Origin of the sequence: Pseudomonas sp. K2I15, from assembly GCF_002204795.1 — a bacterium.
Taxonomy (GTDB): Bacteria; Pseudomonadota; Gammaproteobacteria; order Pseudomonadales; family Pseudomonadaceae; genus Aquipseudomonas.
On sequence record NZ_NIXO01000021.1, the window covers coordinates 79654 to 98696 of the forward strand.

The window sequence follows — 19043 nt, forward strand, 5'->3', positions numbered from 1 at the left end:
CTCAAACCTCTACGGGCGTGGCGGCGCGATTGAGTTCGGCCAGCGACAGGTTGCGGTCGAACAGCGGCGCCAGGCTCTGGTCATGGCTGACGAACAACAGGCTGGCGCCTGCTTCGCGGCATTCGGCGAACAGCAACTGAATGAAGGCTTCCCGGGCGTCGTAGTCCAGGGCCGAGGTCGGCTCGTCGGCGATCACCAGTTCCGGCTGACCGATCAGCGCGCGGGCGGCGGCCACCCGTTGTTGCTGGCCGATGGACAGGGAGTCGGCGCGGCGTTCCAGCAGGTTTTTGTCTTTGAGGCCCAGGTGAGCGAGCAGGGTCGCGGCGGCCTGGTCGACGCTGCCGTGACGCTGGATCGCCCGTTGCGCCCGCAGCTTGGAGAAGTGGCAGGGCAGTTCGACGTTCTCACGCACCGAGAGAAACGGCAGCAGGTTGAACTGCTGGAAGATGTAACCGGTGTGGTCGACGCGAAAACGGTCGCGGGCGCCGGCCGACAGCTCGGTCAGTTCCTGGCCCAGCAGGCGAATACTGCCGTGACTGGGCTTTTGCACGCCGCCCAACAGGCCCAGCAGGGTGGTTTTGCCACTGCCGCTGGGGCCCTTGAGGAACAGGGTTTCGCCCGGCTCCAGGCGAAACGTCGGGATGTCCAGCAACTGTGGGTGACCGGGCCAGTTAAAGCCCAGGTCAGACAGTTCGATAAGTGCTTGGGTCATAGGAAATCAGTGGTCTGGCTCGATTTGGATGATGACACTGATCAAATGTGGGAGCTGGCTTGCCTGCGATGCAAGCGCCTCGGTATTTCTGAAACACCGCTGCGATGCCATCGCAGGCAAGCCAGCTCCCACATTAACCGGGGCATGAACTCAGAATTTCAGGGTAGCTGCCTGCGCGGTCGCCTCCACACCCTGCTGGCCGCTCGGGCCAATGAGTTGTACCTGAATTTTCTGGGTGGCGGGGAAGGTCTTGAACACCTGGGTCAGGTCGAGGTTGCTCAGCGCAGTCGGCGTGGCGCAAGTGAACTGGTAGTGAGCGTGGATTTCGCTGTGGTCGTGGTGATGTTCGTGGGCGGCGGCGCCTTTGCCATCGGTGGCGTGGTCGTCATCGTCTTCGTCATGGTCGGCTTCAGGTTTGTCGCCGAACAGCGGGCTGTTCAGTTCCTGGGTGCTGATCACACAACCGGCGGCCTTGGGCAGGCTGAACAGCACCAAAGGTTGCTCAAGTTGTTTGCGCGCAGCGGCGACCTTGGCTTTGTCGGCAGGCGTGGTAGCGAGGTGTTCAAACCCCACCAGGTTCATCGCCGGGCTGTCCAGTTCCAGCTCCAGGGCCTGGCCGTCGAGCACCGCGTTGAGGCGGCCCACGCCGTGTTCGTGGGCGCCGAGGCTGCCGTGCTCGTGATCATGGTCGTGCTCGTCGGCCGCCTGGGCGATGGCCAGTGGCAACAGGGCAAACGGCAAAGCGAGCAGCAAATGGCGCATGGTGGAGCTCCCGAACAAAGATGAAAGTTTTGTTATGTGATCTTATAACAATTTTGCGAGGAGTTTGACCGCCTGCTTGGCGTAGCGCAAGACGCGTGGGAGCATGCTCGTCAGAAAAGTGCGGGAGTGAGTGCGATGTTGAGAATTCGTGGAACCGTCGGCGACCTGCCGGTGGACTTGACCCTGGAGCTGGACGACAGCGACTGGGCCCGGTTGGGCGCGCAGTTGCAGGCCGGTAAAACACCGAGTGCCGAGCCCGTGGTGGCGCCAGCCGCGGGTAATCTGGACGAGAGCCTGTGGCAGGCCGCCCAGGACTTGCTGCGCAAGGCCGGGCAACTCAACGGGCTTGAATTGCTTGATCAGTTGGAAGGCTTGGCCGGCAGCGCCTCGGCGGGCAAGCGCCTGCTGGTGCGCCTGCGCCATAGTGCCAAGGTCAAGGTGGCCAGCGGCGGGGATACGCCGCTGTACAGTTGGATCGAGTAAGGCTTAATACAACGCGGCGAACAGCTTGCGGCGGTAAACCGTGACCAGCGGGTGATCGTTGCCGAGCAATTCGAACACCTGCAGCAGCGTCTTGTGGGGCAGGCCTTCGCTGTAGCTGCGGTTGCGAGTGAACAGCTTGAGCAAGCCATCCAGCGCGGCGTCGTATTGCTGGCGCGCCAGTTGCTGTACGGCCAGTTGATACACCGCCTCGTCATCCTGCGGGTTTTGCGCCAGGCGGGCTTTCAGGTCTGCGGCGTCCGGCAGGTCGGCGGCCTGGCGCAAGAACGTGATCTGCGCCTTGGCGCCGGCCAGGGCGGCCTTGTGATCATCGCTCTTGACCGCGTCGAGCACGGTTTGCGCCTCGCTCAGCTCACCGCGTTCGGCCAGGCAGCGCGCGTACAGGATCAGCGCGGCGGCGTTGGTGTTGTCTTCGCCGAGAAGGGTGACCAGCACGGCCTCGGCGTCGGTGATGCGGCCTTCGGCAAACAACGCCTGGGCTTGTTCCAGTGGATCGGCAGCGGCGGGCGGCGGCATCTGCACGTGCGGCTCCAGCATCGCGCGCACGGCGGATTCGGGCTGCGCACCGGCAAACCCGTCCACCGGCTGGCCATCCTTGAACAGCACCACGGTCGGCAGGCTGCGAATGCCAAAGCGCGAGACCACGTCCGGCTCGGCGTCGCAATCGACCTTGGCCAGCAGCAACTCTCCCTGATAACTCTCTGCGATCTGCGCGAGCATCGGCATCAGCGCCTTGCACGGCGCGCACCACTCGGCCCAGAAATCCACCAGCACGGGTTTTTCGAAGGAATTCTGGATCACCGCCTGGTCGAAGGTAGCGGTGGTGGCGTCGAAGATGTACGGCGTGGGCTCACTCATGGGGTATCTCGAAGAAAGCAGGAATTGGGCAACTATAAGGGTTGGTGGGGTTGGCTGAAAGCGCGCCGCGAATGGTACAGGCTCACCTTGCGAAACTCCCCGGGCTCGGCCAGGTCGGGCAGGGTCAGGGCGTCGAGGATTTCCAGGCGCTGATAAGCCGGGTGCTGGAAGTCCCGAACCCGGGAATCGGCGACCAGCGCTTCGCGGGCACGGGTGAGGAATTGGTCCAGCAGCGGCAGGTTTGCCCGGTCGTACAGCACATCGGCGACCAGAATCAGGTCGAAACGGTCGGCCTCGGCGAAGAAGTCCGCGCAATAGCCCAGTGTCACGCCGTTGAGTTCGGCATTCGCCTGGCAGGCTGCCAACGCCAGTGGGTCGAGATCGCACGCCACCACTTCCAACGCTCCCGCTTTGACAGCGGCGATCCCGGCAACGCCCGAACCCGCGCCAAAATCCAGCACGCGTTTACCCGCGACCCACTCGGGGTTGGCCGCCAAGTATCGGGCCATCGCCAAACCGCTGGCCCAGCAAAAGCACCAGTACGGCGGCTCATGCAGGATGCGTCGGGTCTCTTCGGGGCTGAAGGCGCGGTCCATGTTGTCGGCGTCCAGCAGCCACAACGACAACGCGGTGCCCGGTAGCGGGCAGGGCACCAGTTGGGCGTCGCCGATCAGGTCGCTGAGGGCGCGTTGCAGGTCCAGCGGTGGTGTCATGGTGCGGTAACGAGTTGCAGCGGGCCGGTGGTCTGGGTGATCGCTTGGGTGATGCGCACAGGCGGCAGGTGCAGGATCAACTGGCCGGACTGGCTCGCGCGGCCGCGCAGTTCAACGCGGGCACCCGCCGGGAATGCTTCGGGGTTAAAGCGCAGGCGGAAGGCCAACGGCTTGTTGTTGCCGATCAGCACGCTGCTGGTGAGTAGTTGTTGTGGGCGCGAACGTTCGTCGATCACCAGCAGCGCCAGTTCGACTTCGGCACCGGCCGGTACGCCGTTCAATTGGCCGCTGACTTCACGCTGGTAGGCGGGCAACGGGCCCAGGTCTTCTTCCACGCCAGGCAGTTTTTTCTCTTGTTGCGGCGCCGGAGCGGGCGGCGCGGGTTTTGGGGTATGGCTGCTGCAGGCGACCAGGAAACCAAGCAACGTGAGCAAAACAAGTGGTCGTAACTGCATGTACGGCTCCAGAAAGGACAAAATCCGTGGCTTAAAAAATATGAAACATAATAGTCAGCCTATATACCGTAAAGGCTATGGCTTGTCTTGCCACGGGGATGCGCTACCATGGCCCTCCCATTTTTTGTTGCCTGCCACCATGCACTGTCCCTTCTGCGGTGCCAACGACACCAAGGTCATTGACTCGCGTCTGGTCGCCGAGGGCGAACAGGTGCGTCGCCGGCGTGAATGCCTGGCCTCTGGCTGCGGTGAACGTTTCACCACCTTCGAAACCGCCGAACTGGTATTGCCACGTCTGATCAAGACCGACGGCAGTCGCCAGCCTTTCGACGAAGAAAAACTGCGCGCCGGAATGCAGCGCGCCCTGGAAAAACGCCCGGTGAGTGTCGAGCGGCTGGAAGCGGCACTGGTGCATATCAAGCACAAGCTGCGTGCCACCGGCGAGCGCGAAGTCAAATCCCTGGTGGTTGGAGAACTGGTGATGGGCGAGCTGCAAAAGCTCGACGAAGTCGCCTATATCCGTTTCGCCTCGGTGTATCGACGCTTCCAGGACCTCAACGAGTTCCGCGAAGAGATCGACCGCCTGGCCCGTGAGCCGGTAAAAGAATGAACCCACCTTCGGCAGAACAAGCGGTGCTCGACGCCCATTACATGGCGCGTGCCCTGGAATTGGCGCGCAAGGGCCTGTACACCACCCACCCCAACCCACGGGTTGGCTGCGTGATTGTGCGTGACGGGCAGATTGTCGGCGAAGGCTGGCACGTGCGCACCGGTGAGCCCCATGCGGAAGTCCACGCCCTGCGGGCTGCGGGTGATAAAGCCCGCGGCGCCACGGCCTACGTGACCCTTGAGCCGTGCAGCCACCACGGGCACACGCCGCCGTGCGCCGATGCGTTGGTGAATGCGCGTTTGGCTCGCGTTGTCGCGGCGATGCAGGACCCGAATCCGGAAGTCGCCGGGCGCGGCATGCGCCGTCTGGCCCAGGCCGGGATCGAAACCTACAGCGGTTTGCTGGAAAACGAAGCGCGGGCGCTTAACCCTGGCTTTCTCAAGCGCATGGAACATGGCCTGCCGTTTGTGCGGGTCAAGTTGGCCATGAGCCTGGACGGCCGCACCGCGATGGCCAATGGCGAAAGCCAATGGATCACCGGCCCGGCCGCGCGTGCCGCCGTGCAACGCCTGCGGGCCCAGGCCAGTGTGGTGCTGACCGGCGCCGACACGGTGCTGGCCGATGGCGCCCGCCTGACCGTGCGCGCTGCCGAGCTGGGCCTGGATGAAGAAACCACGGCCCTGGCGATGTCCCGTCCGCCGCTGCGCGTATTGATCGACGGCCGCCTGCGGGTGCCGCTGAATGCGCCGTTCTTCAAGGCCGGCCCCGCGCTGGTGATCACCTGCGTGACGCCAGACAACCAATACCCCACAGGCCCCGAGTGCCTGGTGGTGCCGGGTGTCGACGGCCAGGTCGACCTGCGTTCCGCGCTGGTGGCCCTGGCGGCCCGTGGCGTCAACGAAGTGTTGGTGGAGGCCGGCCCAAGCCTGGCTGGCGCCTTCGCCCAGCAGGGCCTGGTGGACGAGTACGTGATATTCGTCGCCGGCAAGTTCCTCGGCTCCGCTGCCCGGCCTTTATTGGACTGGCCGCTTGAGAAACTCAGCGAAGCCCCCCAACTCAAGATCACTGAAATGCGCGCTGTAGGCGACGACTGGCGAGTCACTGCCATCCCTCTGCCATCAGCGAGCGTATAATTCCCGGCCTGCGCCACGTCTTCAGGAGAACTGCATGTTCACCGGCATTATCGAATCCATCGGCAGCATCCGTGCATTGACCCCAAAAGGCGGCGACGTACGCGTGCTGGTTGAAACCGGCAAGCTCGACCTGAGCGACGTCAAACTGGGCGACAGCATCGCCGTCAGCGGTGTGTGCCTGACCGTCGTCGAGTTGCCTGGCAACGGCTTTGCCGCCGATGTCAGCCGGGAAACCCTGGATTGCACCGCGATGAACGACCTCAAGAGCGGCAGCCCGGTGAACCTGGAAAAAGCCCTGACCCCCACCACCCGCCTCGGTGGGCACCTGGTCAGCGGCCACGTCGACGGTGTGGGCGAAGTCGTCGCCCGCAGCGAAAACGCGCGTGCCGTGGAATTCCGCATTCGTGCACCGAAAGAGCTGGCCAAGTACATCGCCCACAAAGGCTCGATCACCGTCGACGGCACCAGCCTGACCGTGAACGCCGTGAATGGCGCCGAATTTGAACTGACCATCATTCCCCACACCCTGAGCGAAACCATCATGGCGTCGTACCAGCCAGGTCGCCGGGTGAATCTGGAAGTCGACTTGCTTGCCCGTTACCTGGAACGCCTGCTTATGGGCGATAAGGCCGCAGAGCCTGCTGCCGGGAACATTACCGAAAGTTTTTTAGCCGCCAATGGCTACCTGAAATCCTGACCCAAGGGGGTGCCGCGTGGCGCTCAATAGCATCGAAGAACTGGTTGAAGACATCCGCCAAGGCAAGATGGTCATCCTTATGGATGACGAGGATCGCGAGAACGAAGGCGATCTGATCATGGCCGCCGAACTGTGCCAGCCGGAACACATCAACTTCATGGCCAAGCACGCCCGTGGCCTGATCTGTATGCCGATGAGCCGCGAGCGCTGTGAGCTGTTGAAGCTGCCGCTGATGGCGCCGCGCAACGGTTCGGGGTTCGGCACCAAGTTCACCGTGTCCATCGAAGCCACTACCGGTGTGACCACCGGCATCTCCGCTGCTGACCGCGCCCGCACCGTACAAGCCGCCGCCGCGAAAGACGCCAAGGCCGAAGACATCGTCAGCCCGGGCCACATCTTCCCGCTGATGGCTCAACCGGGTGGCACCCTGGCCCGCGCCGGCCACACCGAAGCTGCCTGCGACCTGGCGCGCATGGCCGGTTTCGAGCCGAGCGGTGTGATCTGCGAAGTGATGAACGACGACGGCACCATGTCCCGTCGCGCCGAGCTGGAAGAGTTCGCCGCGCTGCACAACATCAAGATCGGCACCATTGCCGACCTGATTCACTACCGGATGATCCACGAACGTACCGTTCAGCGGATTGCCGAGCAGCCGCTGGACAGCGAACTGGGCCAGTTCAACCTGGTGACCTATCGTGATTCGGTGGAAGGCGACGTGCACATGGCCCTGACCCTGGGCACCATCTGCGCTGAAGAACCGACCCTGGTGCGGGTGCACAACATGGACCCGTTGCGCGACCTGCTGATGGTCAAGCAACCGGGGCGCTGGAGCCTGCGGGCCGCGATGTCTGCGGTGTCCGAGGCCGGTAGCGGTGTTGTTTTGCTGCTGGGTAACCCGGTGGATGGCGACGTGTTGCTGGCGCATATCCGCGAAACCGCCGACCACGTGCCGGTGAAAAAGCCGACCACCTACAGCATCGTCGGTGCCGGTTCGCAGATCCTGCGGGACCTGGGCGTACGCAAAATGCGCTTGATGAGCGCACCGATGAAATTTAATGCCATATCCGGTTTCGACCTGGAAGTAGTAGAATACGTGCCCTCCGAATAAAGGCCGGCGTTGTTTACCCCTTGTTCGCGGTTCAAATATCACTGAGGGGCGCGCACTAAGCGCGTCCCGGCTCTTTAAGAGATTTGTCGAATGACCCTGAAGACCATCGAAGGTACCTTCATTGCCCCCAAAGGCCGCTATGCCCTGGTGGTTGGCCGCTTCAACAGCTTCGTGGTTGAAAGCCTGGTAAGCGGTGCCGTGGATGCCCTGGTTCGCCACGGTGTGAGCGAAAGCGACATCACTATCATCCGCGCTCCTGGCGCCTTCGAAATTCCACTGGTTGCGCAGAAAGTTGCACAGCAGGGTGAATACGCGGCGATCATCGCCCTGGGCGCGGTCATTCGTGGCGGTACTCCGCACTTCGAATACGTGGCTGGCGAATGCACCAAGGGCTTGGCCCAGGTGTCCATGGAGTTCGGCGTGCCGGTTGCCTTTGGCGTGCTGACCGTGGATTCCATCGAGCAAGCCATCGAACGTTCCGGCACCAAGGCCGGCAACAAAGGTGCTGAAGCTGCCCTGTCCGCCCTGGAAATGGTCAGCCTGCTGGCACAGTTGGAGGCCAAGTGATTAGCGACGACAGCGATCAGTTCAACCCCCAGGACCCGCGCCCAGCAGACGCCGGCAAGCCATCGAAAAGCGAAAAGCGTCGTTCGGCCCGCCAGCTCGCGACCCAGGCCTTGTACCAGCGCCACATGGCGAAAACCTCGCTGAATGAAATCGAGGCGCAGTTTCGCGTCGACAACGATTTCAGCGCGGCCGATGCCAGCTACTTCCACGACATCCTGCACGGTGTTCCGGCCAACCTGGCCGAGATCGACGCTGCACTGACGCCGTGCCTGGACCTCGCGATCGACGAGCTGGACCCGGTTGAACTGGCCGTATTGCGCCTGTCCACCTGGGAACTGCTCAAGCGCGTCGACGTGCCGTACCGCGTAGTGATCAACGAAGGGATCGAACTGGCGAAAGTCTACGGTTCCACCGACGGTCACAAATTCGTCAACGGCGTGCTCGACAAGCTGGCCCCGCGCCTGCGTGAAGCCGAAGTGAAGGCGTACAAGCGCTAACTGGCGCTTGCTGACGCAATGGGCGAGTTTGAGCTGATCCGCAACTACTTCGCCGCCGCGCCTTGTGCGCAGGGCGGCAAAGGCATTGCACTGGGGATTGGCGACGACTGCGCCTTGCTGGCGGTTCCTCCCGGGGAACAGCTGGCGATTTCTACCGATACCTTGGTGGCCGGCGTGCATTTTGCCGACCCCTGCGATCCGTTTCTGCTCGGCCAGCGCTCGCTGGCCGTGGCAGTCAGCGACCTGGCAGCCATGGGCGCCAATCCCCTTGCTTTTACCCTTGCCCTGACGACTCCGACGGTTGATGCCGATTGGCTGCAACGCTATGCCCAGGGTTTGAACGTCATGGCGCAGAATTGCGGTGTGGTTTTGGTGGGTGGCGACACAACCCGTGGGCCGCTGAGCCTGACCATGACCGTGTTTGGCCGGGTGCCGGCGGGCCAGGCATTGACCCGCAGCGGCGCGCAGCCTGGCGACTTGCTGTGTGTGGGCGGTGAACTGGGCAACGCGGCGGGCGCATTGCCGCTGGTGTTGGGGCAGCGCACGGCAGAGGCCGCTATTGCCGAGCCGCTGCTGGCCCATTACTGGTCGCCACAACCACAGTTGGCGCTGGGCTTGGCGCTGCGGGGCAAGGCGACGTCCGCGATGGATATTTCCGACGGCCTTTTGGCTGATTGCGGGCATATCGCCAAGGCTTCGGCTGTCAGCTTGTTGATCGAGCAGCAACAATTGCCGTTGTCGGCGGCCTTACTCGCATTTGTCGGCGACGCCGATGCCCGGGTGGCTGCATTGAGTGGCGGTGATGACTACGTGCTGGCGTTCACCTTGCCGCCTGTCGAGCTGGCGCCGTTGCTGGCGGCCGGTGTGCCGGTGCATGTGATCGGCCGGGTCGAGGCGGGGCAGGGCGTTACACTGCTGGACGCGGCTGGCCAGGACATCACGCCAGCCATCCGTGGCTATCAACATTTCTGAACAGCATAGAACCAAGCTGAAGGCCAATCGAACCGATTGATCTTTATCAGCGACAATTCAGCTTAAGCGTCTGTAGGAACCTGCTGTTACAATCTATCCCCTGTGAAATCTGAAATCAGGAGCACACGGTGCCCGTCGTTTTCGTTGCCGCTTCCAAGCTGCCAACCCCTTTTGCCACGTTCACCATGAATGGCTTTCTTGAACAAGCCACCGGGCGCGAACACGTTGTTCTGAGCCTCGGTGATGTGGCCGACGGCGCTCCGGTTCTCGGCCGCTTGCACTCTGAATGCCTGACCGGCGACGCCCTGTTCAGCCAGCGCTGTGACTGCGGCTCGCAACTGGAAGCCGCCATGCAGGCCATCGCACGCGAAGGCCGTGGCGTGTTGCTGTACTTGCGTCAGGAAGGCCGTGGCATTGGCCTGCTGAACAAGATCCGCGCCTACGAGCTGCAAGATGGCGGCGCCGACACCGTTGAAGCCAACGAGCGTCTGGGCTTTGCTGCCGACCAACGTGACTATGCGATCTGCCTGCCGATGCTCCAGCACTTGGGCGTCAAATCCCTGCGCTTGATGACCAACAACCCACGCAAGGTCAAAGCCTTGACCGACATGGGCATCACCGTCGCCGAGCGCGTGCCGCTGCACACCGGCCACAACCCGCACAACAAACTCTACCTGGCCACCAAGGCCAGCAAGCTCGACCACATGATGGGCAACGAGCATCAGGGCGAGGCCGACCGGGCGTGACGCGCGGCCAGGTCAAGCGGCGACTGTCGTTTAACTGGTGGCAATACCTGGCGTTGGCGCTGGCGCCGTTGTTTGTGATCAACCTGGTGTTTGGCAAGGCCGAGCCCTTGCTGCCGGTGCTGGCAATGCCGTTTTTTATCGCAGGCGTGGCGTCGATGTTTGTCAGCCTGCGTTACTTCCATGGCTATAAACACGCGCTGATCGCCACCGGCAAAGCCCTCGATACCCCCGAAGAACCGGCTGCCTGGATCACCCTCGCGGCCCGTCGCCGTGTGGCGTTGCTGGTGGCCGCGCTGCCAGCCTGGGTCGGCGCGCTGGCGGTGTTTGTGGGGCTGGAGGCGGTGCCGTTGTTTCTGCTGGCGCTGTCGACCCTGGTGCTGTTCTACCTCTACCGCATTCCGCGTCAGTTGGGTTGATGCGCGCTTGGCTTGCGATGTTGCTGCTGGTCGTCGCGGCCCAGGTTTCGGCGGTTGAGCGGGTTGTGAGCCTTGCACCTTCCTTGTCTGAAATCGTTGTTGAGCTGGGCGCTGCCGATTTGCTGGTGGGCGTGCTGGATGGCGGCGAGCGGCCTTCTGCGTTGGCGAACGTGCCGTCAGTCGGGCGCTACGGGCAGTTGGACATGGAGCGGCTGCTCAGCCTCAAGCCGGACCTGATCCTGCTCTGGCCCGGCAGCGTCGGCCCCGCGCAGCGTGAGCAACTTCAGCGCTTGAACATCCCGGTGTTTGTCGCCGAACCCCACAGCCTCGAACAACTCACTTCACAGGTCGAAACCATTGCCCGGCAATTGGGGCGGGATGACGCTGGCCGTCAATTGGCCGCGCAGTTGCGTCAGCGCTTGGCCGACCTGCGCCTGCGCTATTACCGGGCCGAGCCGTTGCGGGTGTTTTATCAGGTGTGGAACCAGCCGCTGTACACCGTTGGCGGCGGGCAGATCATCAGCGATGCGCTGGGTGTGTGCGGGGCGCGCAATGTATTCGACGACCTCAAGTTGCCGGCGCCGCAGGTCAGCATTGAGTCGGTGTTGCAGCGCAATCCCGAGGTGATTCTGGCGGGCGATCAAGCGCAGCTGGATGCCTGGAAGGCCTGGCCCCAAGTGGCGGCGGTGGCGGCCGGGCATTTGCTGCTGGTGCCCGACAAGGGCCTGGAGCGGCCCAGCGGGCAGATGCTGGAGGCTGTGGCGCGGTTGTGTCAGGTGCTTGCACCGGGGCTGTAAGACCGCTATCGCAGGCAAGCCAGCTCCCACATTTGACCGAGTCGTCTGGATAAACACGGTCCCCTGTGAGAGCCGGGCTTGCCCGCGATGGGGCCGGTGCAGACGACTTAGAGTTCCGGGGTCCAGGTGACGCCGAACATCAGCGCGCGGCCTTCTTCCCGATAACCATACTGCTGGCCTTGATACTGATACAGCGCCCGGCTGTAGTCTTTGTTCAGCAGGTTATCGAGCTTCATTTCCAGCTTGATCTCATTATTCACCGCCCAACTGCCTCGTAGCCCGAGCAAGCCATAACCGCCCATGGATTGCTGATTCGCCGCGTCGTCATAGCTGCTGCTCACCGCCTGCCAGCTGGTGCCGACGCCGAGCTTATCGAATTGACGATCCAGGTCCAGGCTCACGGTGCGCCTGGCTCTGCGCGCCAGTGTGCGCCCGGTGTCGCGGTCCTGTGGGTCGATCAGTGCAATGCCGAGGCTACTTTGCCAGCCGAACAACTCTTGCTTGAGCGCCGCCTCAAAGCCATTGATACGCGCCGAGCTGACGTTTTGCGGGCCGTTGCTGGCGAACACAATCGCATCCTGAATATCGGTGCGGTACAGCGAGGCTTCCAGTCGGCTGGTGTCGCTGAGTTGGCTGCGCCACTGCACTTCGTAGCTTTTCGAGGTTTCGGGCTTGAGGTTCGGGTTGCTGTTTTTCCCGTAGCTATCATCCGGGTAGTAGAGGTCGTTGAAGGTCGGCGCACGGAAGCCTTCGCTGTAGCTCAACAGCAGGTCATTGTCCGGGTTCAGCGGCAGGGTGAAGGTGCCGCTCCAGCTGTTGTGGCGGCCGAACTGTTGGTTCTGGTCGCGGCGCAGGCCCAGTTCGGTGGAGAAATGCTGGGTTTGAAAACGATGCTGGATAAACGCGGCGCGGTTCCAGCGACTGTTTTCATTGAGTTGGGCGCTGCTGTTGACCCGGTCTTCGTACCAGTCGCCGCCCAGGATCAGGCTGTTCTGGTCGTTGAGGGTCAGGTCGTTCTGCCAGTTCAGCGAGTTGCGGTAGGTGTTGAACACACTGCGTTCGTCGCTGAGCTTGTCCCGGGTTTGTTCGCGGTTTTCGCTGTGGCCCATTTCTACGCGGGAGCTCCACGCGTCATTGATGCGTGCGTCGACATAGCTGCCGATGCTGCTCACGGTGAAGTCGTTGTAGGGCTTCTGCTGGAAGCTTTGGAAGGTGGCCGTATCAAAGCGACCGAACGGGCTGTCGAATTCGTTTTTGCCACGGTTATCCAGCACGTTCACGCCCGCTTCGAGGTCATCGTTGAAGGCGTGGCTCAGGCTGAAACGGGTGGACTGGTTGCGATAGGCATCATGGTCGCCGTCACTTGGGTAGGAGGCGTGGGTGCGATCGATGCCGGCGGTGTCATCCAGGCTGGCGCCGAGGTTGAAGCGGGTTTGCCCGTCGCCGCCGGACAAGCCCAGGCTGCGTTCCCACGTCTGGTTGCTGCCAAATCCCACATGCACGCGGGGCTGCAGGCCGGATTCGTTACCGCGCCGGGTGAAGATCTGAATCACCCCGCCAATCGCATCGCTGCCGTAGATCACCGAGCGCGAACCGCGCAACACTTCCACCCGTTCGATCTGCTGGATGTTCAGGTGCTGCAGGTTGCTGTCGCCGGAGGTCGAGTTGCCGATGCGCTGGCCGTCTACCAGCACCAGGCTTTGGGCCGATTTGGTGCCGCGAATGTAAATGCTCGCCAGGCTGCCACGGCCACCGGCTTGCGAAACCTGTACGCCGGGCACGCGGCTGAGCAGGTCGGTCACGCTGGTGGGTTGCAGGCGGTCGATGTCATCGCGGGTGAAGACGGTGTTGGCGGCGCTGCTGTCGTTGCGCGCTTGCACCTGGCGGTTGGCGCTGATCACTACGTCGGGAAGTTTCAGGGCTTCGTCGCGCTCGAAGCTGTCGGCGAGTAGGTCGGTGGTTGGCAATAACAGAAGGGGCAGGGCAAAACGAAGGCGGTTCATGGCTGTCCGTAGCATTTGAAAATGGCATAAAACAAATGTGGGAGCGGGCTTGTTCGCGAAGGCGTAGTGTCAGCCAATACATCTGTTGACTGACACACTGCTTTCGCGAGCAAGCCCGCTCCCACATTTTTAATTGCGTTTCTACAGACCGAGCAGTGTCATGCGCTGACGAACCGAAGTTTCAATACCCGCCTCATCCAGCCCGCACTCGGCCAGCATCTGCGCAGGCTTGGCATGCTCGACATACATATCTGGCAAGCCCAAATGCAGCACTGACTTGAGGATGTTCTCCCGCGCCAGGAACTCACTGACCGCCGCACCGGCGCCACCCATGATGGCGTTTTCTTCGAGGGTCACCAGCAGCTCATGGCTACCGGCGATCTCGCGCACCAAGGCTTCATCCAGTGGTTTGACGAAACGCATGTCCACCACCGTGGCGTCGATCTTCTCGGCCACTTTCAAGGCTTCGGCCAATTGCACGCCGAACACCAGCAGTGCAACGTTGCTGCCCTGGCGACGGACGATGCCCTTGCCGATTTCGATAGGCTCAAGGTCCTTTTCGATCACGGCATTCGGACCATTCCCACGCGGATAACGCACAGCTGCCGGCCCGTTGTACAGGTGGCCGGTGCTGAGCATCTTGCGCAGTTCGTTCTCGTCACTCGGGGTCATCACCAGCATGCCGGGGATGCAACGCAGGTACGACAGGTCGAAACTGCCCGCGTGAGTCGGGCCGTCTTCGCCCACCAAACCGGCACGGTCGATGGCGAACAGCACGTCGAGGTTCTGCACCGCGACGTCATGTATCAGTTGGTCATAACCGCGTTGCAGGAACGTGGAATAGATCGCTACCACCGGCTTGGCGCCTTCACAGGCCATGCCCGCGGCGAACGTCACCGCGTGCTGCTCGGCGATGGCCACATCGAAATAGCGCAGCGGGAAACGCTCGCTGAACGCCACCAGGTCAGAACCTTCCTTCATCGCCGGGGTGATGCCCACCAGGCGCGGGTCGGCGGCGGCCATGTCGCACAGCCACTCGCCAAACACGCCGGAATACTTCGGCCCGCCGGGCTTCTTCGGCGCGGTGGCCGGGGCGTTCAGCGGTTCAAGCTTGGTGATCGCGTGGTAACCAATCGGATCGACTTCCGCCGGGGCGAAGCCTTTGCCTTTCTTGGTGACGATGTGTAGGAACTGCGGGCCTTTGAGGTCACGCATGTTGCGCAGGGTGGCGATCAGGGTCGGCAGGTCGTGGCCGTCGATCGGGCCGATGTAGTTCCAGCCCAGCTCTTCGAACAGGGTGCCGGGCACCAGCATACCCTTGGCGTATTCTTCGGTACGACGGGCAATTTCCCACGCGCCTGGCAGACGCGAGAGCACCTTCTTGCTGCCTTCACGCATGCTGGCGTAAGTTCGGCTGGAGAGGATTTTTGCCAGGTAATTCGACAGGCCGCCGACATTGCGCGAGATCGACATGTCGTTGTCGTTGAGGATCACCAGCATGTTGGCGTTCACTTCCGGCGCATGGTTCAGCGCCTCGAAGGCCATGCCGGCGGTCAACGCGCCATCACCGATCACCGCAATCGCCTTGCGATCGCTGTTTTGCAGGCGGGCGGCAATGGCCATGCCCAGCGCTGCACTGATGGAGGTGCTGGAGTGGCCGACGCCAAAGGTGTCGTACTCGCTCTCGGAGCGGCGCGGGAAGGCGGCGATGCCGTCCTTCTGGCGCAGGCTGGCCATGCGCTCGCGGCGTCCGGTGAGGATCTTGTGCGGATAGGCCTGATGACCCACGTCCCACACCAGCCGGTCGTCCGGGGTGTCGAATACGTAATGCAGCGCGATGGTCAGCTCGATGACGCCCAGGCCGGCACCGAAATGCCCACCGGTCTGGCCGACCGTGTAGAGCAATTCGAGGCGCAACTCATCGGCCAGGGTTTCCAGCTCGGCTTCACCCAGGCGGCGCAGGCCGGCTGGCGTGTTGGCACGGTCCAGCAGGGGCGTGGCCGGGCGCTTGCGGGGAATCTCTTGAAACGTCGTGGGCATCAGGCGAATCGTTATAGGTATAAGAAGAGGCGGCAGTTTACCTCAAGCATCGCAAACTGCCCACGCAGAGCGCCGAACTTGGCTGATATGCAGTGGAAAAGGCCGGTGCTGTCAGTGGCGGCGTTCGACGATATACCGCGCCAGGTCACGCAACGGCTCGGCTGCCGCGTCGAAAGGTCGCAGGGCATCGAGGGCCTGATCCCGCAGCTCCAGGGCGTAAGCCTTGGCGGCTTCCAGGCCGAGTAGCGAAGGATAAGTCGGTTTGTCTCGTGCGATATCGGCACCCTGGCGTTTGCCCAGGGTTGCGGTATCACTTTCAACGTCGAGAATATCGTCCTGCACCTGGAACGCCAGGCCGATGGCCCGCGCGTAGGTCTGCAAGGCTGCCAACTGCGCAGCTTCGGCACGGCCACTGGCCAGGGCGCCGAGGTGCACAGCGGCTTCGATCAGCGCGCCTGTCTTGCGGCGGTGCATGTATTCGAGGGCTTGTTGATCGAGCTTGAGGCTGACCGAGCCCATGTCGATGGCTTGGCCGCCGACCATGCCGGCCGGGCCCGCAGCCAATGCCAGCGCGGTGACCATGCGCAGGCGGATCTCGGCGTTGATGCTGCTCAGGCGCGGGTCAAGCAGGGCGCTGAACGCCAGGCTTTGCAGGCCGTCACCCGCGAGAATCGCACAGGCTTCATCAAAGGCTTTATGAGTGGTGGGTTGGCCGCGACGCAGATCGTCGTCGTCCATCGCGGGCAAATCGTCGTGTACCAGGGAATAGGCGTGAATCAACTCCACCGCACAGGCGGCGCCGTTGGCTTGTTCCGCTTGTGCGCCGAGTGCTTCGCAGGCCGCGTAGGCGAGCAACGGCCGCACGCGTTTGCCGCCGTTCATCACGCTGTAGCGCATGGCTTCGTACAGGCGGCTCAGCTCAGGGCTTGGCGCAATAAACAGCGGTTCCAGCGCAGCATTGACCCGGGCCTGGCTGCCGGCCTGATAAGCGTCGATCATTCAGGCTGTTCCGCATCGAAAGGTTCTTCGGCCAACTCCCCGTCGCGTTCCAGCAACACCTGGACCTTCTGCTCGGCCTGCGCCAGCGCGCTCTGGCAGTCGCGGGTCAGGCCGATGCCTTGCTCAAACGCCGTCAACGAGTCTTCCAGCGACAACTCGCCGTTCTCCATCCGCTCGACCAGGGTTTGCAGGTCGGCGAGGGATTGTTCGAAATCGAGTGCAACTTTTTTGCGGGCCATGGCGGCTATTCCGGTAGACGGTAAACCGGCGCGACACTAGCAGACATGGGGGATTGGGGCAAATGAGTGGGGGGATTTGCGGGTGTGTGTGAGCCGAATAACCTGGCTAATCGGCTCACCGAATGAGCCGATTAGCCAGGTTATTCGGCTCACCGTCGATCAGAAGTCGTATGAAGCCGGTCATCGGGTTTTTGGAGGTAGAGGGCAAGGCATTTATCAGGGAGATGAGGTGGTCGTTGGCGATTTAGCGCAGGTCACCCGATTGAGTCAGGTCGACCAGGAGTTTGCTGTGGTTAAGGTAGTGGAGCGGGGCGACGCTTTATGAAGCGGTCGTCGATGGGATGAGACGCTGTTGAGAGGGGGCGTTTCTTGCTGATAAAGCTATCGTGCTGGGAGATCCTTGTTTTGTTTAAACGTATGTTGGGTGGAGTTGAATTTCAGTGGTTGTTAAATCCACATAGCATGGCTTTTGGGCTGGTGCCTCGTCTATTTCAATAAGAACAACAGATCCGCCAATTCTTATAGCTGCGCAATTATCGTCATCGAGAGAGATTAGCTCGGCCACCAAGTGCGTAACTCCGTTCTTGAAATACAAGAGATCAACGTTTGAGTCTGCGGGTTTAATATTTTCTCCCCAGAAAAAAATATTATCTAGATTCAATTCAACATCGCATTGTTGACCTACTTCAGGAGCGCTTCCAATCCACACTGCTACCCCGTTGCCGGCAGGTGAGCGAAAACTCACATGCAATGTGCTGTCTTTTGAAAATACGTCCGCTATTTTTACAATCATTCTATTTCTTCAGTAAGGGAACTCTGACTACCGTGTTATCCACGTTCATCGTCTTGGTTTCAAGCTCAAGGGTCCATATTTCTTCGTGATAATGATGTTTGGTTGGCTTGCTGTACATTTCATGAACACCATAACGAATACTTCTTTTCCCATCTGCAGAAACCAGTCTGTCAGGGTCTGATTCCCCGGTCCTCGGATGAGTATTCGTATGGGGGCCATCACCTAGGAAATCCTCCCATTTTTGAGTAGCGTCTTGGGGCCTTACCGGTTTATTTGCGTAGGTTTCCTTGTGGTAACCCATGTTGGCTGGAGTGTTCGAGGCGGCGGGGAGAACGGGCTCACCTTTATCAGCCCCTGTCTTGTTCGCCGGCTCCTCCACCTCTATTGCCGGTTTGCATCCATCCCCACCCGGACAGGTATTCAACCCCAACGGATCCACCCACCCCGTAGGGTTGGGCACGTACTGGTATCCGTTCAGCCCACCCGCCAGTTTCACCGGATCGGGCGTCAGATAGCGACCAATATCCGGATTGTAGTAGCGATGACGGTTGTAGTGCAGCCCGCTTTCCGGGTCGAAATATTGGCCCTGGAAGCGCAGCGGGGTGGTAACGGTGTTGACGTCCAGCTTCGCGATTTGGCCATAGGCGCGGTAGTGCGCGGACCAGACAATTTCGCCGTTTGGGGCAGTGAGTTCTTGTGGCGTGCCGAGGTGGTCGAGTTGGTAGTGGAAGGGTTTTACGTCTTCCGGGCCGTAGCCTTTCAGCAGCGCTAACGGGCGGAAGCTGTTGGGTTCGTAGATATAGCTTTGGTGGTGATCGGCGCTGTGCTCGGCGACCAACATGTCGCCTTGCCAGAAAAACTCAGTGGTTTGGCCGTTTATCGTTTTGGCGATGCGCCGTCCAAACGGGTCATAGCGATAGCTGGCCTGGCTGCCGTCGGGTTGGGTGACGCTGGTCAGGCGGTGTTGGCAGTCGTAGCGGTATTCGGTGACCAACTGCTGGGCACGGCCCCGACGCTCGCGTAGGAGGTTGCCGAAGGCGTCGTAGTCGTAATGACGGTCGCCTTGCATCAGCAGGCGGTTGCCTTTGATCACACTCGGCCCGACGCGGTCTTGCATCAGCAGGTTGCCCGCCGGGTCGTGGACGAAGCGTTCTTGCAGGTCTTGCTCGTGGTTGGCGCGGGTCAGGCGGTCGAGCGGGTCGTAGTGGTAGTCGTGTTGGCCTTTGCGGGTGTCGAGGATGCGGGTGAGGTTGCCGCGTTTGTCGTAGTCGTACCAGCGGCGCTGGTGACGCTGTTCTTGTTGGGTGATGGCGTGGGCGTGCAGGCGGCCCTGGTCGTCGTAGTGGTAGTGGCTTAGGAGTTGGCCTTGTTGGCGTTGATGTTCGCGGCCGGATTTGAACAGGTGCGAGGTGAGCGGGTTACCGT

General features: G+C 61.7%; 22 protein-coding genes. 11 read left to right on the forward strand and 11 right to left on the reverse strand.

Annotation, left to right across the window (positions count from 1 at the left end):
• Position 1 precedes the first annotated feature (1 nt).
• Positions 2 to 712 carry an ABC transporter ATP-binding protein gene (locus CEC48_RS14945; protein ID WP_088424442.1) on the reverse strand — a complete coding sequence of 237 codons (711 nt, stop codon included), beginning with the start codon at positions 710 to 712 and terminating at the stop codon, positions 2 to 4.
• A 150-nt stretch (positions 713 to 862) separates the two neighbouring features.
• The gene (locus CEC48_RS14950) at positions 863 to 1474 is read right to left on the reverse strand and encodes a DUF2796 domain-containing protein (RefSeq protein WP_088424443.1); all 612 of its coding nucleotides are present in this window, start codon (positions 1472 to 1474) and stop codon (positions 863 to 865) included.
• Between the two features lie 135 nt (positions 1475 to 1609).
• On the opposite strand from CEC48_RS14950, the gene CEC48_RS14955 reads away from it, so the two are divergent.
• The gene (locus CEC48_RS14955; RefSeq protein WP_088424444.1) at positions 1610 to 1957 is read left to right on the forward strand and encodes a hypothetical protein; all 348 of its coding nucleotides are present in this window, start codon (positions 1610 to 1612) and stop codon (positions 1955 to 1957) included.
• Positions 1958 to 1960: 3 nt separating this feature from the next.
• On the opposite strand, the gene trxA is transcribed toward CEC48_RS14955, so the two are convergent.
• From trxA to CEC48_RS14970, 3 genes are read right to left on the reverse strand one after another with little or no spacing between them, the layout of a single operon-like run.
• Positions 1961 to 2833: a thioredoxin gene (gene trxA / locus CEC48_RS14960; RefSeq protein WP_088424445.1), complete on the reverse strand. Its 873-nt coding sequence runs from the start codon at positions 2831 to 2833 to the stop codon at positions 1961 to 1963.
• 32 nt (positions 2834 to 2865) lie between these two features.
• Positions 2866 to 3546 carry a methyltransferase gene (locus CEC48_RS14965; protein ID WP_088424446.1) on the reverse strand — a complete coding sequence of 227 codons (681 nt, stop codon included), beginning with the start codon at positions 3544 to 3546 and terminating at the stop codon, positions 2866 to 2868.
• Positions 3543 to 4001, reverse strand: coding sequence for a YbaY family lipoprotein (locus CEC48_RS14970; RefSeq protein WP_088424447.1), 459 nt, complete (start codon positions 3999 to 4001; stop codon positions 3543 to 3545). The genes CEC48_RS14965 and CEC48_RS14970 overlap by 4 nt, the downstream gene beginning before the upstream one ends.
• Positions 4002 to 4140: 139 nt before the next feature.
• Between CEC48_RS14970 and nrdR the strand changes: the two genes are divergently transcribed.
• From nrdR to CEC48_RS15020, 10 genes are all read left to right on the forward strand, one after another.
• Positions 4141 to 4611 (forward strand): transcriptional regulator NrdR, encoded by a 471-nt coding sequence (gene nrdR, locus CEC48_RS14975; RefSeq protein ID WP_003209990.1) that lies wholly within the window; start codon positions 4141 to 4143, stop codon positions 4609 to 4611.
• Positions 4608 to 5744, forward strand: coding sequence for a bifunctional diaminohydroxyphosphoribosylaminopyrimidine deaminase/5-amino-6-(5-phosphoribosylamino)uracil reductase RibD (ribD, locus tag CEC48_RS14980; RefSeq protein ID WP_088424448.1), 1137 nt, complete (start codon positions 4608 to 4610; stop codon positions 5742 to 5744). Before nrdR ends, ribD begins: the two co-directional genes overlap by 4 nt.
• 34 nt (positions 5745 to 5778) lie before the next feature.
• Positions 5779 to 6441, forward strand: coding sequence for a riboflavin synthase (locus CEC48_RS14985; protein WP_088424449.1), 663 nt, complete (start codon positions 5779 to 5781; stop codon positions 6439 to 6441).
• Positions 6442 to 6457: 16 nt separating this feature from the next.
• Positions 6458 to 7549 (forward strand): bifunctional 3,4-dihydroxy-2-butanone-4-phosphate synthase/GTP cyclohydrolase II, encoded by a 1092-nt coding sequence (ribBA, locus tag CEC48_RS14990; RefSeq protein WP_088424450.1) that lies wholly within the window; start codon positions 6458 to 6460, stop codon positions 7547 to 7549.
• A 90-nt stretch (positions 7550 to 7639) separates the two neighbouring features.
• Complete coding sequence (gene ribE / locus CEC48_RS14995) at positions 7640 to 8116, forward strand: 6,7-dimethyl-8-ribityllumazine synthase (RefSeq protein ID WP_003209986.1); 477 nt, start codon at positions 7640 to 7642, stop codon at positions 8114 to 8116.
• Entirely contained in the window at positions 8113 to 8613 is a 501-nt protein-coding gene (nusB, locus tag CEC48_RS15000) for a transcription antitermination factor NusB (RefSeq protein ID WP_088424451.1), read from the forward strand. The genes ribE and nusB overlap by 4 nt, the downstream gene beginning before the upstream one ends.
• A gap of 18 nt (positions 8614 to 8631) precedes the next feature.
• Complete coding sequence (thiL, locus tag CEC48_RS15005) at positions 8632 to 9585, forward strand: thiamine-phosphate kinase (protein ID WP_088424452.1); 954 nt, start codon at positions 8632 to 8634, stop codon at positions 9583 to 9585.
• A 128-nt stretch (positions 9586 to 9713) separates the two neighbouring features.
• Positions 9714 to 10331: a GTP cyclohydrolase II gene (gene ribA, locus CEC48_RS15010; protein ID WP_088424453.1), complete on the forward strand. Its 618-nt coding sequence runs from the start codon at positions 9714 to 9716 to the stop codon at positions 10329 to 10331.
• Positions 10328 to 10747 carry a nuclear FMR1 interacting 1 family protein gene (locus CEC48_RS15015; protein WP_008436498.1) on the forward strand — a complete coding sequence of 140 codons (420 nt, stop codon included), beginning with the start codon at positions 10328 to 10330 and terminating at the stop codon, positions 10745 to 10747. Before ribA ends, CEC48_RS15015 begins: the two co-directional genes overlap by 4 nt.
• Positions 10747 to 11544, forward strand: a complete 798-nt coding sequence (locus CEC48_RS15020) for a cobalamin-binding protein (protein ID WP_088424454.1) — start codon at positions 10747 to 10749, stop codon at positions 11542 to 11544. The genes CEC48_RS15015 and CEC48_RS15020 overlap by 1 nt, the downstream gene beginning before the upstream one ends.
• A 107-nt stretch (positions 11545 to 11651) precedes the next feature.
• On the opposite strand, the gene CEC48_RS15025 is transcribed toward CEC48_RS15020, so the two are convergent.
• From CEC48_RS15025 to CEC48_RS15050, 6 genes are all read right to left on the reverse strand, one after another.
• Complete coding sequence (locus tag CEC48_RS15025; protein WP_088424455.1) at positions 11652 to 13547, reverse strand: TonB-dependent receptor domain-containing protein; 1896 nt, start codon at positions 13545 to 13547, stop codon at positions 11652 to 11654.
• Between the two features lie 141 nt (positions 13548 to 13688).
• Positions 13689 to 15587, reverse strand: a complete 1899-nt coding sequence (gene dxs / locus CEC48_RS15030; protein ID WP_088424456.1) for a 1-deoxy-D-xylulose-5-phosphate synthase — start codon at positions 15585 to 15587, stop codon at positions 13689 to 13691.
• Positions 15588 to 15698: 111 nt separating this feature from the next.
• Positions 15699 to 16586, reverse strand: a complete 888-nt coding sequence (locus tag CEC48_RS15035; RefSeq protein WP_088424457.1) for a polyprenyl synthetase family protein — start codon at positions 16584 to 16586, stop codon at positions 15699 to 15701.
• Complete coding sequence (locus tag CEC48_RS15040) at positions 16583 to 16825, reverse strand: exodeoxyribonuclease VII small subunit (RefSeq protein ID WP_003209964.1); 243 nt, start codon at positions 16823 to 16825, stop codon at positions 16583 to 16585. Before CEC48_RS15040 ends, CEC48_RS15035 begins: the two co-directional genes overlap by 4 nt.
• Positions 16826 to 17234: 409 nt before the next feature.
• Entirely contained in the window at positions 17235 to 17618 is a 384-nt protein-coding gene (locus CEC48_RS31100; RefSeq protein WP_141099678.1) for a hypothetical protein, read from the reverse strand.
• 1 nt (position 17619) lies between these two features.
• Positions 17620 to 19043, reverse strand: a 1424-nt coding sequence (locus CEC48_RS15050) for an RHS repeat domain-containing protein (protein ID WP_141099679.1), incomplete at its 5' end; no start/stop codon positions are given.

Bases quoted from the DNA above. Each gene is read 5' to 3' on its own strand.
- ribD (WP_088424448.1), top strand. From the start codon at position 4,608: ATGAACCCACCTTCGGCAGAACAAGCGGTGCTCGACGCCCATTACATG.
- nrdR (WP_003209990.1), top strand. From the start codon at position 4,141: ATGCACTGTCCCTTCTGCGGTGCCAACGACACCAAGGTCATTGACTCG.
- CEC48_RS14965 (WP_088424446.1), bottom strand. From the start codon at position 3,546: ATGACACCACCGCTGGACCTGCAACGCGCCCTCAGCGACCTGATCGGC.
- CEC48_RS14985 (WP_088424449.1), top strand. From the start codon at position 5,779: ATGTTCACCGGCATTATCGAATCCATCGGCAGCATCCGTGCATTGACC.
- thiL (WP_088424452.1), top strand. From the start codon at position 8,632: ATGGGCGAGTTTGAGCTGATCCGCAACTACTTCGCCGCCGCGCCTTGT.
- trxA (WP_088424445.1), bottom strand. From the start codon at position 2,833: ATGAGTGAGCCCACGCCGTACATCTTCGACGCCACCACCGCTACCTTC.
- CEC48_RS14955 (WP_088424444.1), top strand. From the start codon at position 1,610: ATGTTGAGAATTCGTGGAACCGTCGGCGACCTGCCGGTGGACTTGACC.
- CEC48_RS15040 (WP_003209964.1), bottom strand. From the start codon at position 16,825: ATGGCCCGCAAAAAAGTTGCACTCGATTTCGAACAATCCCTCGCCGAC.
- CEC48_RS15035 (WP_088424457.1), bottom strand. From the start codon at position 16,586: ATGATCGACGCTTATCAGGCCGGCAGCCAGGCCCGGGTCAATGCTGCG.
- CEC48_RS14950 (WP_088424443.1), bottom strand. From the start codon at position 1,474: ATGCGCCATTTGCTGCTCGCTTTGCCGTTTGCCCTGTTGCCACTGGCC.
- CEC48_RS15020 (WP_088424454.1), top strand. From the start codon at position 10,747: ATGCGCGCTTGGCTTGCGATGTTGCTGCTGGTCGTCGCGGCCCAGGTT.
- dxs (WP_088424456.1), bottom strand. From the start codon at position 15,587: ATGCCCACGACGTTTCAAGAGATTCCCCGCAAGCGCCCGGCCACGCCC.
- CEC48_RS31100 (WP_141099678.1), bottom strand. From the start codon at position 17,618: ATGATTGTAAAAATAGCGGACGTATTTTCAAAAGACAGCACATTGCAT.
- CEC48_RS14945 (WP_088424442.1), bottom strand. From the start codon at position 712: ATGACCCAAGCACTTATCGAACTGTCTGACCTGGGCTTTAACTGGCCC.
- CEC48_RS14970 (WP_088424447.1), bottom strand. From the start codon at position 4,001: ATGCAGTTACGACCACTTGTTTTGCTCACGTTGCTTGGTTTCCTGGTC.
- ribE (WP_003209986.1), top strand. From the start codon at position 7,640: ATGACCCTGAAGACCATCGAAGGTACCTTCATTGCCCCCAAAGGCCGC.
- CEC48_RS15025 (WP_088424455.1), bottom strand. From the start codon at position 13,547: ATGAACCGCCTTCGTTTTGCCCTGCCCCTTCTGTTATTGCCAACCACC.